General features: G+C 48.3%; 12 protein-coding genes. All 12 read left to right on the top strand.

The window, feature by feature from the left end:
- The first annotated feature begins 23 nt into the window (after window positions 1-23).
- The 12 genes from rpsN (at window position 24) to DP091_RS19740 (ending at window position 12,792) form a co-directional block, all read left to right on the top strand.
- Window positions 24-293 (top strand): 30S ribosomal protein S14, encoded by a 270-nt coding sequence (gene rpsN / locus DP091_RS19690; RefSeq protein ID WP_113059885.1) that lies wholly within the window; start codon window positions 24-26, stop codon window positions 291-293.
- A gap of 101 nt (window positions 294-394) precedes the next feature.
- Complete coding sequence (locus DP091_RS19695) at window positions 395-847, top strand: Fur family transcriptional regulator (protein WP_113059886.1); 453 nt, start codon at window positions 395-397, stop codon at window positions 845-847.
- Window positions 848-879: 32 nt separating this feature from the next.
- Window positions 880-1,365: a hypothetical protein gene (locus DP091_RS19700; RefSeq protein ID WP_113059887.1), complete on the top strand. Its 486-nt coding sequence runs from the start codon at window positions 880-882 to the stop codon at window positions 1,363-1,365.
- Window positions 1,366-1,458: 93 nt separating this feature from the next.
- Window positions 1,459-2,505 (top strand): ABC transporter substrate-binding protein, encoded by a 1,047-nt coding sequence (locus tag DP091_RS19705; protein ID WP_113059888.1) that lies wholly within the window; start codon window positions 1,459-1,461, stop codon window positions 2,503-2,505.
- Window positions 2,495-3,484 carry a FecCD family ABC transporter permease gene (locus DP091_RS19710; protein ID WP_113059889.1) on the top strand — a complete coding sequence of 330 codons (990 nt, stop codon included), beginning with the start codon at window positions 2,495-2,497 and terminating at the stop codon, window positions 3,482-3,484. The genes DP091_RS19705 and DP091_RS19710 overlap by 11 nt, the downstream gene beginning before the upstream one ends.
- 82 nt (window positions 3,485-3,566) lie before the next feature.
- A complete protein-coding gene (locus DP091_RS19715; RefSeq protein WP_220091178.1) occupies window positions 3,567-4,496 on the top strand; it encodes a magnesium chelatase ATPase subunit I in 930 nt (309 codons plus the stop codon).
- Between the two features lie 14 nt (window positions 4,497-4,510).
- Window positions 4,511-6,457, top strand: a complete 1,947-nt coding sequence (locus tag DP091_RS19720) for a VWA domain-containing protein (protein ID WP_258394621.1) — start codon at window positions 4,511-4,513, stop codon at window positions 6,455-6,457.
- 67 nt (window positions 6,458-6,524) lie between these two features.
- Complete coding sequence (locus DP091_RS19725) at window positions 6,525-10,262, top strand: cobaltochelatase subunit CobN (RefSeq protein WP_113059891.1); 3,738 nt, start codon at window positions 6,525-6,527, stop codon at window positions 10,260-10,262.
- A gap of 300 nt (window positions 10,263-10,562) precedes the next feature.
- The gene (locus DP091_RS19730; protein ID WP_113059892.1) at window positions 10,563-11,369 is read left to right on the top strand and encodes a class I SAM-dependent methyltransferase; all 807 of its coding nucleotides are present in this window, start codon (window positions 10,563-10,565) and stop codon (window positions 11,367-11,369) included.
- 197 nt (window positions 11,370-11,566) lie between these two features.
- The gene (locus tag DP091_RS19735) at window positions 11,567-11,905 is read left to right on the top strand and encodes an ABC transporter ATP-binding protein (RefSeq protein ID WP_181469876.1); all 339 of its coding nucleotides are present in this window, start codon (window positions 11,567-11,569) and stop codon (window positions 11,903-11,905) included.
- 39 nt (window positions 11,906-11,944) lie between these two features.
- A complete protein-coding gene (locus DP091_RS31970; protein WP_258394634.1) occupies window positions 11,945-12,262 on the top strand; it encodes a hypothetical protein in 318 nt (105 codons plus the stop codon).
- Window positions 12,160-12,792, top strand: coding sequence for a class I SAM-dependent methyltransferase (locus tag DP091_RS19740; RefSeq protein WP_258394622.1), 633 nt, complete (start codon window positions 12,160-12,162; stop codon window positions 12,790-12,792). The genes DP091_RS31970 and DP091_RS19740 overlap by 103 nt, the downstream gene beginning before the upstream one ends.
- The last annotated feature ends 110 nt before the right edge of the window (window positions 12,793-12,902 follow it).

Genomic DNA, 12,902 nt, shown 5'->3' on the forward strand with positions numbered 1-12,902 from the left:
AGAATAGAGGAGGATTGTTTTAGATGGCAAAAAAGTCCAAGGTCATTAAAGAACGAAAAAGACAGCAAGTCGTGGCCAAATATGCTGAAAAACGCAGGGAGCTAAAAGAAAAAGGGGACTATGAGGGACTGCAGAAGCTTCCTCGTGACTCCTCCCCGACACGACTTCACAATCGCTGCGCGGTTAGCGGCAGACCAAGAGGCTATATTAGCAAGTTTGGCGTGTCACGGATCGTGTTTCGCGAGCTGGCCCACAAAGGACAAATTCCAGGCGTGAAAAAGTCCAGTTGGTAAGACGCCACATTGGGTATAAGATCGCGGGCTAGCGTACTAAAATTGTCTAACATAAATCATATCATGATAGTAGCAGGCAGGTGATCAGGTTGAATCCTGACATGCAGCTCGATAAATTGATTGACTACCTGGTTGAGCATGGCGTGCGAATTACAACGCAGCGAAGATTCCTTGTTGATCTGATTTTAGGATTAAACCGTCCATTCTCAGCCATAGAGATATACCAAGCCATGGAGAAAACCTTTCATGGATTGAGTTACGGTACAGTATATCGGAATCTTGAGCTTTTTAGGCAATTGCGAATCGTTGAGATTTTCGTGTTGGATAATGAATTGCGGTATCGCATAATCGACCATGTTCAGCCGCTGCTTTATTTTATATGCATGGATTGTAAACAAACCATTCCGATGAGCTTTGATCCAGAGGAGATGGAGTTACCCAAGCCCCAGCAGTTTCGATCACTGAAATACAAAATCGATATTTTCGGTTACTGCACGGATTGTGAAAGTTCATTAGAAACACATGCTACTGCTAGACCAGAATGGAAGGACTGAAGCAGGCATCATTGCCGACAGGGAGGTCAGAGATGGCGGAAAGGGTTAGGATCATCGATCAAGAAGTAGAACGAGTGATAAGTACGCATAGCGGAAATCAGTGGAACCGCCGAGAGATGGAATTGGGGAAATGGGCGAAGCTGTCCAAGCAGCGAAGGCGGGAAAAGCAGACAGTCTGGTTAGGCAACACAGAACTTGACGCAGAACTTCTTCCTGCATGTATGTATTTCAAACGAGCAGGGATACAGACAGAGTATTCCTGCGCAGGAGTCAGCCTCTTGGATGAGCCGGAAGACCACTCGCTCTATGCGTATGTCACCTTCATTTCCTCGGTGCAGGCAAAGTCATTCATCGAGTTCGCGATGGAGCGAATGAAACACCGTTTGCTCGTTACTTACGAGCCATCCAGGAACCGCTATGATCTGTCCTCCTTTTTTATTCGGCACAATCGGAGATTCTGTACTTTAATGAATCATTATGCCAAAGAATTCTGCTGCATCATTGCGGTAAGCAAATAAGCATCTTCTATAATCGTAAAAATTACATTCTACATAGAATGTCGTTACTAGCTGCTAAATCAAAGGATTTAGTCATAAGGGGAGAACGAGTCCATGTCTTTGCAATTAAACAAGAAAAAAACACATTACATCTTGACGATCTGTATTATCGTCGTATTCGCACTTGTTGCGTCAGCGTGCAGTGGAACCGAAACTTCAGGCAGCCAGGAGACAGAAGCTCATGACCAAAAAGAACTGAAGTCATCGGAAACAGAAACCGAGCCCCCAGCAGTCAACGAAGCTAATATCACTTTCCAAGATGCGACGAATCGTACGATTACGCTCGAACAGCGTCCGGAACGAATCGTCGTGCTGTCACCCGAATTCCTTGAGCTGCTGTATGCTGTGGGAGGACAAGCGGTAGGGCGGATGGAAGCCCTGGGCGTTTCGATCCCTGAAGAGGCGGAAGCGGTAGCGTCTGTCGGGACCGTAAGTCAGATTAGCTTGGAGCAGGTGGTGGCTTTAAAACCGGATCTGGTCATCGGGCAAGCACGTTTTCATAAGGAGCTTGTAAAGTCGCTGGAGAGCAGTGGCATTGACGTGGCGCTAATGAGCATGTCCAGCTACGAGGATATGAAGTCAAAGGCGGAATGGATGACGAAGATTGCCGGGACGGAAGAACAGCTGCAGGAAAAGCTGAAGACATTAGATGACCGGGTGAATGAAGTTCTGCAGCAATTGCCGGGAGATCATCGTACCTTTATCAATCTAAACGTCACCCCCGGTGGAATTTCCATCCAGAAGGACGGAACAACAGGACTGGAGATAGCCAAAATGCTTGGCCTGAGCAACGTGGCAGAGACCCTAGCAACATCGCCTGACAGCCCAACCACGTCCCCTTACAGCATGGAGACGCTTGCGAAGCAGAATCCGGATTATATCTTTATGATCATCCACGGACAAAAGGCAGTGGGGGATAAGAAAATTAAGGAGGAACTCGAGAGCAATCCTGCATGGGCTTCTATAGGAGCTGTCAAAGAACAGCGAGTGATTGTCGTACCATCCGATTTATTCCTCACGAATCCAGGCCTTCACTATGATGAATCGCTGAAGTATTTAGCCAAGCTGGTGTATCCGGAGATCTTCGGTGATGCCGAATAAATCCATTCGCTCTGTGTCCGTGATCATCATATTCATGGTTTTAGCGATAGCAGCTTCCCTTTTTAGCATAGCCACCGGCGCCGTTATGGTTCCGCTTCGAGATATTGCTGCGGCCGTATTGCAACATGATCTGCCCGGAGTGAACCGGGAGATTATCTGGAATATCCGACTGCCACGAACGCTTGTTGCAATGCTTGTTGGAGCGAACCTTGCCGTTTCAGGAGCTTTGCTGCAAGGAATTATGCGAAATCCGCTGGCAGATCCCCATATAATTGGGGTCTCTAGCGGGGCCGGGCTGTTCGGGATTTTCCTGCTTGTCGTTATGCCGCAGTATGATTATCTGTTAACGCCTGCCGCATTCATCGGAGCGACGCTTGCCGCATTCATCATTTATCTGTTGTCATGGAAAGACGGAGTAAATCCGCTCAGAATTGTCCTTGCAGGTGTAGCAGTCTCCGCCTTTTTGGGATCTGGGATATCTGCAATGCTCACCTTTTACAGCGACAGGGTGCAAGGGGCTTTGCTCTTCATGGTAGGCGGGCTTGCAGCTAAAAGCTGGCCTGACCTATCAACCATCCTCCCTTACTCTTTGATCGGTCTAGCTCTTTCGATGCTCTTCTCCAAGCAAATGAACATTATGTTGCTTGGAGATGCTACGGCCCGGAGCTTAGGGATACGGGTGGAACTTTCCCGACTATGGATAACTGCGGTCGCAACGCTGCTTGCAGCCAGTGCGGTCAGCATTGCAGGCCTTCTGGGATTCGTCGGGCTGATCATACCGCACGTCGCCCGGCTGCTTGTCGGAGGGGATTACCGGTTTCTGATTCCTTCCACAGCGCTGTTGGGCGCTGCCGTTCTGACGATGTGCGACACGCTGGCAAGAATTATGTTCTCCCCGATGGAGCTACCGGTCGGAATCATCATGGGTGTGCTGGGGGCGCCCTTTTTCCTGTATCTGTTAAGGAGGAAAAAGGCATGAATCGGATTGAGACACAGGACCTTTCGCTGTCGTGTCACGACCCGAGTAACGGGATTAATGAAGCCATAAGGAGTTGTGATGTTTGAAAGACGTAAAGCTGCAATATCCATTTACAGCCATTGTAGGTCAATCGAGAATGAAACTGGCGCTCATTTTGAACGTCGTAAATCCCAAGCTTGGGGGTGTTTTGATCCGAGGTGAGAAAGGAACGGCAAAATCTACAGCTGTACGGGCATTGGCTGGGCTCATGCCTGATCTAAAAGTCATTAACTTGCCTGTAAGTGCAACGGAAGACCGCGTCGTTGGTGCTCTCGATATTGAGCACGCAATCAAGACAGGAGAGAAGAAATTCGAACCGGGTCTGCTGGCTGCGGCACATGGTCATATTTTATATATCGATGAGATCAATCTGTTGGACGATCATATTGTCGATGTATTGCTGGATGCGGCTGCAATGGGGATCAACACGGTAGAGCGAGAAGGGATTTCCTATTCTCATTCGTCGCGATTTCTGTTGGTGGGAACGATGAACCCGGAAGAAGGTGACCTGCGGCCGCAGCTACTGGACCGTTTCGCTCTGTCGGTCGACATCGGCGGAGAGAAGGATGTTCGCGAGCGCGCCCTTGTCATCCGCAGACGTATGGATTTTGAGCGTGACCCTGCAACATTTTCAGCGCATTATGAGGCCGAACAGGAGCGCGTTCTGCATCAGATCCTTCAGGCAAGGGAGCGATTGGATCAGATTGACGTTACAGACGACATGCTGGAGCTGGCAGCAATAATCGGAATTGCGCTGGAAGTTGAGGGGCATCGATCCGACATTACCCTGATCAAAACAGCGCTCACCCTGGCAGCATGGCGGGGCCAAGATTCAATTAGCCATGAACATATGCAGGAAGCCGCATACCTGGTCTTACCTCATCGGATGAGACGGCAGCCGTTTGAAGAGTCCGGCGGTATCGAACAGCGATTACATGCGTTACTGCGTTCAACAGCAATGGTACAGGCATGATGAAGGTGGGGGAAATGGAGCAGCTTTCAGAATATCCATTCAGCGGAATCGTTGGACAAGAGAGAGCGAAGCGGGCGCTTCTGCTATATGGTGTGAATCCTGCGATTGGCGGTGTTCTTATTAGTGGTTCTAGAGGATCAGGTAAAAGTCATTTGCTGCATGCAGCATCTTCGATGATCCCTGACCGTCTGAAAATATCCGTACCTGTCAACATCACAGCGGATCGGCTTCTCGGCTCATTCGATATGACGGCCGCCATCGACCGCGGCAGGCTCGTACGTTCCCCGGGTTTGTTAGAAATTGCCGATGGTCAACTGCTGCTGGCCGATCATATGAATCTAGTGCCCGAAGTGCTCATCAGAGAGATTGTCAATACACGCTCGAGCGGCTGGATATATCTGCAGCGAGAAGGGATATCAGAAATTCGAGAAAGCCGATTTATGCTGCTTGCGGCAATGGATTTGGGAGACGGCGTTCTTTCGCCTTCACTGCTGGATCACTTTGGATTCTGTGTAACGTTGGCCGAGTTGATAGATCACAAGGATCGAGCCGAGGTCATACGCCGAAGATTACAATTCGAGCAGGAACCCTATACCTTCCGTAGCCGATATCAGCGTCAGGAAGATGCACTCCGGTTGCAAATCCAAGCGGCCGGACAATTGATTCCTCACATGGAGGTAAGCGCTGAAATGATTCAGCTAGCCTCCTCAATTGCATATGAAGCGGGGATTGCAAGCGCCCGTGCCGAGCTCTCTCTTGTTGAAGGGGCTAAAGCGGCAGCCGCCTGGGATGGGCGCACCAAAGTAACCATGGAGGATATCCGAGAGATCGCCGAGTATGTTCTTCCTCATCGAATCCGAATTGCATTCGAGAACCCCCACGCCCCTGGGAGTCATCCACTTGAACCGGATGCAGGCGATCAGACGAATCCATCACCCGATCAAACGAATTCTTCCCACTCCCCTGCACAGCATCGCGATCACGGGGATGGAAGGACCCATACGAATGAAGCGAAAGACGCCTTCAAACAAAGCAGAACTGAAATGCCGGTTGTGGAGGATCCTAATGACCCTCAGAATGTATCCAATGATCGAATGGATGATCAGGTGCTGTTTCCTGACGAGGCGTATCCAATCGAGCCCTTGAAGTTGAACATGAAGCGAAAGCTAGAATATGAGGGCTCGGGAAAACGGCATGAGTCGCGTACGCTCCAGAAGAAAGGCAGATCGGTAGGAGCTGTATACCGGAACAGGAAGCAGCGAACCGATGTAGCGTTTGATGCTACGATCCGCGCAGCGGCTCCCTATCAGTTGATCCGTACCAAAAAGGACGGCGTCGCGTTTGCCATTGAACTCGATGATTTGCGTCTCAAGAAAAGAGAGAATCGCGTTGGGTCTACGTTATTGTTTGTGGTTGATGCCAGCGGTTCGATGCTGGCCCGAAAGCGCATGACAGCGGTCAAAGGAGGCATCCTTCATCTACTCCGGGATTCTTATGTGAAGCGGGACCGAATTGGCATGATCGCTTTCAGAAGGGACGGGGCTGAGCTTGTGCTTCCGGTTACACGCAGCATCGATACAGCGTCCAAGCATCTCCGCGATATTCCGACTGGAGGAAGGACGCCTCTGGCAGCCGGGCTTATCCTGGCCTATAAGGTGCTTCAAGCGGAGAAACGAAGAAATCATGATACGATACCGACGTTGATATTCGTTACGGATGGCCGAGCGAACCAAAGTCCTTCAGGATTGTCGGTTTATTCGGACATTTGGAATGAATGCCTGGAGGCCGCAAGCTGGATCCGGCTTGCCGGGATCTCTTGTCTTGTCATTGATACGGAGCAAGGCTTCGTTAAATTGGGACGCTCTAAAGAATTGGCTGAAGCATTGGGTGCTGAGTATCGAGTACTCGAACACTTGAACGAAGATGGATTTACTGGCACGGTTCGAACCATATTGGGTTAGATAACCCTAATTAAGCATGATTCTTAATTAAGCATGATCTATCGTCCTTGGATAGGAGGAGCACAGAATGAAGATCACGGTCTTAACGACATCCCATGCGGCCATGAAGGATTTATCGTTCATATATAAGAAGAAGTGGGATGCATCTTTGCGCAGTCGCCTTTCATTATCTGTATTTAATATAGAAGGAACCTTGTCGGAGGCACAGTGGAGCTGGCTCGAGACAGCCGTAAATCAAGCGGATTTTATCATCCACGATCCGCACGGCAGCCCTGCCCGGACCGTTTCCCGTATTCATGACCTTTGTATCGGTCTTGCAGCAGAGCAAGTGATTGTAGGAGGGGAAGGGGAGCGGCTCAAAGATTTATATAGGCTGGGTTCATTGCGCTATCACGATCTTGCCGGCGCCGGCCATCGTGGTCATCCGTCCGCAACCTCAAGCGGACATTCGTCCGCATCCTCAATATCAACCGAACAGCAAGATAATCTTAAGCATCACCGGACCTTGGTCGCCTATTGGAGAAATGCAGGGATTCTCAATTTACACCACATGCTTAGCTACATTGCCACCTGCTTCGGAAAGGAAACGGATTGGCCGCCGGTCGAGCCGCCCTTTGCCCTGAAGTCGCTGAGCATCTATGATCCCTCCGACTCGCATTCATTTGAATCCGTGGAGGCCTATTGGGCGTCCATGCCGGCCCGTGAGGATTATCCAACAGTTGCCATACTTTTTATGGGTCACAGCTACCCTCTCCACACTGGAGATATCGTCAGCAGCATGATGCAGAGGATTCGAGAGTTTGCCAATGTTCTTCCTGTCGTATTCGCTTCCTTGTCGGATGTTGAACCGAATCGGCTGCGAACCTTGCTGATGCATGGGGGCGTTCATGGAGGCAGGGTAGACTTGATCGTAAACTTTGTTCCGTTCCGCCTGGGTGCCGGACCTACGGGGGGAAATAGCGATGAAATCCTGGCGTTACTAAATGAAGTGGACGCTCCGATGTTCCATCCGTTTTTCCTGACGCGCCGGGAACGGCAGGAGTGGGAAAGCTCCAGACAGGGCTTGACGTCTTCCGAATTTCTGGTTCAAATGATGCTGCCTGAGCTTGACGGGAGCATTGAGATGCACCCGGTTGCCGCGTTATCCAGCCTTGGATATGACGAGGACATGCGGCTTGATGCCAAAGAGCTCCGTATGATAGAAGATCGAGCGCAGCGGGTGGTCGGCCGGGTAAAGCGGTACCTGAACCTTCGATCCAAGAAGCAATCCGAGAAGCGAATCGCCATTATCGGATATAACTACCCTCCAGGGGAAGGACAACTGTTCCAGGCCTCCTTTCTGGATACCTTCGAATCGATGTCCCGTATCCTCACGGCGATGAAGGCGCATGGTTATGACACCGAGACGTACTCTGGCTTCGAATTGAAAGAGCGTTTCACACAGGGGGGAGTCATAAATTCCGCAGTTTGGTCTAATGACCATTGGCCCGATCATCTTCCGACTTATAAAAATACATCGTATGAGCAGAGCAATCAGGTCTTCAACAAGCGGAAGAAGGAGCTTGTTCAGCAATGGGGCGAAGCGCCAGGCGACATCATGACGACCGTAAAGGGCGATTTCAAAATTCCAGGCCTCCGGATCGGCAACTTGTTCATCGGTATTCAGCCTAGCAGGGGCGTACATGAGCATCCCGTGGCTGCTTACCATGATAAAAGTCTCCTTCCGCACCATCAGTATTTGGCTTTTTACCAATACCTTCGAGACGAGTTTAAGGCTGATGCGATCTTGCATGTGGGAACCCATGGTACGCTTGAATTTTTGGAAGGCAAAGAAAGCGGCATGTCGGGGGATTGTTTACCTGATGCATTGATTCAGGATATTCCGCATTTTTACGCGTATTATGTCGGCAACCCATCCGAAGCCATGATTGCGAAGCGAAGATCCCATGCTACCTTGATAGGATACCAATCCCCTCCATTCACGGTAGCCGGGTTATACGGAGAATACGCCAGCCTGGAAGCACTGCTGCATCAGTATCGGGAAGCGGAACAGCTGCATCCTTCGCGACTTCCGGATCTATGGAAAATGTTGCAGGATCAGGCAGCTGCGCTTTTTCTTGAAGCCTCTAGCCTGGAATCGCTGGAATCCGAGCTGTACCGAATCCGAAGATCCATGATTCCTGATGGCCTGCATATCTTGGGAGAGGGGTATACGCATGAGCAGGCAGCGCAGCATATGAGCATGGTTCTTGGCCATGAACGGGGAACCTACGGATCGCTGCAGAGATTATATGCACGTTCGATGGGCTGGGATTATGATGAGCTGCTGGAAGCCCAGGATATCCGCAGGCTGCAAACGCTGGATGAGTATGTGGAGAAAGCTGTGTTAACCTTTGTTCAAACCCGGAAAGTTCCTGACCCTCCGCAAGGATCAGCCGATCAACAATCACAGTGGCAGGACATTTGGGAGCTCGGCTTAAAGGCTTATCAATCTACGAAGGCAGATCTGGAGCTTACGAATCTTCTTAGGGCCATGGACGGTAAATATATGCCGGTTAGTCTTGCAGGCGACTGCATTCGGAATCCGGAGGTTCTGCCGTCCGGAAACAATCTGGTACAGTTTGACCCTAGGTCCATACCAAGCCGTGCAGCCGTTGCGAGTGGTTGGAGGATTGCGGAGAACACCTTGAATTTGTATGATGCAGCGCATAACTCATACCCGGAAACAACCGCGCTGGTTATGTGGGGATTGGAAACGTCCCGGACACAAGGGGAAACGCTGGGGCAGATTCTGGCTTATCTAGGCGTTAGAGCTAAGGACCAGGATCACCATAAACAAGTAGAATATGAAATTATTCCGCTCTCTGAACTGAGAAGGCCGCGACTGAATGTCCTGGTCCATATCTGTGGATTTTTCCGCGACATGTTTCCGGAGCAGCTATCAATGCTTCACCGCCTCTTTAAAGAAATTTCTGAGCTGGAGGAGCCGGTGTATCAAAACCGGTTCAAAAAGCATTCGAAGAGGTTGTATCAGCAGTTACGCAGCGCCGGGGCAGAGCATGACGAGGCTTGGGACTTGGCATGTGCCCGCATATACGGGCCTGCCGCAGGAGAATATGGAACCTCGGTAACAAAGCTGATCGAGACCAAGCAGTGGGAAGAAGAAGACCAATTGGGCGCAGCTTTCATGAACAGCCTGAAGTATGTGTACAGCTCCGATTACAGGGGCAAGGATATGTATGATTTGTATGCGGCGAACTTGGCTGCCGTTGATATTGTTTCACAGATTCGGAGCAACCATGAACATGAGATTACCGATCTGGATCATTATTATGAGTTTTTTGGAGGTTTGGCGAAATCGGTAGAAATTACCAAAGGCGGCAAGGCGGAAATATATATTAGCGATACCACGCGGGAGCAAATCTTAACCGAAGAAGTAAGAAACTCTGTCCTTCGTGGAGTACGAACCCGTCTGCTCAATCCCAAATGGATAGACGGTTTGCTAAAGCATGATTATCATGGAGCCCAGAAAGCAGCAGACCGAGTAGAAAACTTGTTGGGGCTTGCAGCGACGACCAACCAAGTAGACTCCTGGATTTTCTCAGCGGTTCATCATGAATATGTGGCCAACGAACAACGCAGCAAGCAAATGTCTGAAAATAACAGCTGGGCCTACTCTGGTATGTTGGAAACGCTGCTTGAAAGTCATCAACGGAACTATTGGAAGGCGACAGAGGAAGAATTGAACATGTTACGGGATCGTTTTTTGGAGCTTGAAGGAGAACTTGAGGGCCCTCATGATTAAGAAGAATGACTTATAGCTAACTGTATGTATATTAACGCCTCCGGGCAGACAATGTGAATGTCTGCTTGGAGGCTTTTTTAATACCTACGTGTTCATGAGGGGGAAGTGTTGACATATTATAAAATTGCAAGTAGACTTTAATTATAAATATTACGATTAACTGAGGTGGGCTTGGTTCTTTTTTTTGAACTTTAATCGTAATAATTACAATTATAGAGATTGATGTCTTGTTTATTCTGAATAAAGGGGCCTCTTGTATGGATGACAAGCGACTTTGATACCTCAAGGGAGAGTGAATAAATGGAAAAGACGTTACATAAATGGTACGAGGAGAGCTTCGGCAAGGATTATTTGCTAATTTACCGTCATAGGGATAGACGCCAGGCTGAGAAGGAAGTATTTAAAATGATGGAGTGGCTGAAGCTTCCAACTCAAGGCAAAATCCTCGACCTATGTTGTGGTATGGGGAGACATGCAATGTCACTTGCACATGCAGGCTATCGCGTAACAGGTGTGGATCTTTCCTCGGAGCTGCTTCAGGAAGCTAGGGCCTCCGACCCTAATGAATTAGTAAATTGGGTTGAATGCGATATGCGTGCTTTACCAGAAGGTAAGATGTTTAAGGAACGATTTGATGCCGTTGTCAATTTATTTACCTCATTTGGTTATTTTGAAGAGGACAGCGAGCAGTTAACGGTGTTACGGCAAATCCATAAGGCATTGAAACCGGGAGGGCGGTTCATTATCGATTATATGAACGCAGAATACACAACAGATCGCCTGGTTCCTTTTTCGGAGCGGGTAGAAGAGGGAAACCTCATCTCCGAAACCCGCCGCATTTTAAGCGGTTTCGTTATGAAGGAAATTGTAGTTCAAGGAACTAACCATCTTACTCGTCGATATTCGGAACGCGTCAAGCTATATGGTCCTGAGAAATTGGAAGATATGCTGAAAACAGTCGGTCTGACATTAGATATAATTTACGGAAATTATGATGGACAACATTATGATAAGAGACATTCGCCGCGAATGATTATGGTTGGTCATCGAAAGGAAAGGAAAGCGTGGTTTAAAGGAACGCTTAAGAGTATTTATTTTTCATGCTAGATGCTTATTAATCGTAATAATTACATTTAAATCCCGGAGGATACACACTTTGTTTATTCAAAAAAAATCTTATCGAACGTTATCATTAGACTCGCATTTGCAATGATTCTAACTTTGCTTCTAGCGGGGTGTTCGACAACCAACAATGGTGAAGCAAGTTGTAACAAATCAACAAGGTCAAGAGCCGAATTTAAGTTTTGATTGCACGGGCGCTGGCACAACAGCCGGATCTGCTTCTATTGGATGAGCCGACTTCTGCACTCGATATTCGTCATCAACTCGAAGTGTTAGAGCTTGTACGCAAGCTTGCGAAACATTCCGATATTCTGGTTATCCTGATTTTACACGACTTAGAACTGGCTGCACGCTATTCAGATCGGATATACATGCTCAAAGACGGACAAGTATTTACTTCAGGCCGACCTGAAGAGGTGTTTACCTGCACAAATATGGAGAGGGTATACGGGGTGAAGATGGAAATTGTGAGCGAAACACACGGGTTGAAAATGACTGCTATCGGGCCAGTCGAAACTTAACCAATGGATTTTAATTGTAGGAAAGAGGGGGAAGTAAATATGTATCACGGCGTCCGCTTCGATATGAATTTTAAAGAGCTATGGCTTGAGGGAATGAAGGATTGGAACGGAAATCTGCCTGAGCGAATGAGCGACGATCTCAAGGAGGAAGCCTTCTGGGAAGGATTTGTCACTAAAAAAACAGATGCATTGGATGACTATGCAACTGATATTCGGAGAGAGCTTCTTCGTTTATTGAGCCAACCGATAACGTCTTGGAGATTGGACCGGGATGGGGGAACTATACCTTTGCTGCTGCTGATCAAGCATCCTCGCTTGTTTGCGTGGACAGTTCACGTAGTATGCTCAATCATTTAAAGGTGGAAACCAAGCGGCAAGGTCATCAAAATATACGGTTCATTCATTCTAAATGGGAAGACTCTGTACCAAAAAAACAGTTTGATGTTGTTTTTGGGATCAATTGTTATTATCGGATGCAGGAGATCGATCGGGCGCTTCTAAATATGAATAACTCTTCTAAACGGTGGGCGATTATCGGGCTGACAACCGGGCCTGAAAAACCACATCTGTGGGAGATCCATCAAGAGCTTGGTTACAAAGTCAAATTCCAGCGACGGAATTATATCTATTTAACAAATCTTCTGTATGAACTTGGTATCGACGTAAATTGCAAAATTTTAAACTTGGAAAGAACCTATCGCTATGAGAATGAAAAACAGCTCCTAAAGGATAATTTAGGTGCCATATTGGACACAAACTATGACCGAAAAGCAGCGGAAAAAATCCTCAGACAGTTTGTTACGGAAGAGAACGGCATTTTGTTGTACAAACATTGTTTTAAGGCAGCGCTGCTCTATTGGAAGCCGGAAGAGTTGATTATTCTTTAAAATTAACGCATGTGGCTTGGTTATAACTCCCTTCTTCGGCAGCTCCAAGAAGCTGCCGAAAAGATCGGCGCAAGGGAATATCACTATTACGGGCTGGAAGATTACGTTGA

Source organism: Paenibacillus sp. MDMC362, from assembly GCF_003269305.1.
In the GTDB taxonomy this organism is placed as follows: Bacteria; Bacillota; Bacilli; order Paenibacillales; family Paenibacillaceae; genus Paenibacillus_AQ.

Bases quoted from the DNA above. Each gene is read 5' to 3' on its own strand.
- rpsN (WP_113059885.1), top strand. From the start codon at position 24: ATGGCAAAAAAGTCCAAGGTCATTAAAGAACGAAAAAGACAGCAAGTC.
- DP091_RS19695 (WP_113059886.1), top strand. From the start codon at position 395: ATGCAGCTCGATAAATTGATTGACTACCTGGTTGAGCATGGCGTGCGA.
- DP091_RS19700 (WP_113059887.1), top strand. From the start codon at position 880: ATGGCGGAAAGGGTTAGGATCATCGATCAAGAAGTAGAACGAGTGATA.
- DP091_RS19705 (WP_113059888.1), top strand. From the start codon at position 1,459: ATGTCTTTGCAATTAAACAAGAAAAAAACACATTACATCTTGACGATC.
- DP091_RS19710 (WP_113059889.1), top strand. From the start codon at position 2,495: ATGCCGAATAAATCCATTCGCTCTGTGTCCGTGATCATCATATTCATG.
- DP091_RS19720 (WP_258394621.1), top strand. From the start codon at position 4,511: ATGGAGCAGCTTTCAGAATATCCATTCAGCGGAATCGTTGGACAAGAG.
- DP091_RS19725 (WP_113059891.1), top strand. From the start codon at position 6,525: ATGAAGATCACGGTCTTAACGACATCCCATGCGGCCATGAAGGATTTA.
- DP091_RS19730 (WP_113059892.1), top strand. From the start codon at position 10,563: ATGGAAAAGACGTTACATAAATGGTACGAGGAGAGCTTCGGCAAGGAT.
- DP091_RS31970 (WP_258394634.1), top strand. From the start codon at position 11,945: ATGTATCACGGCGTCCGCTTCGATATGAATTTTAAAGAGCTATGGCTT.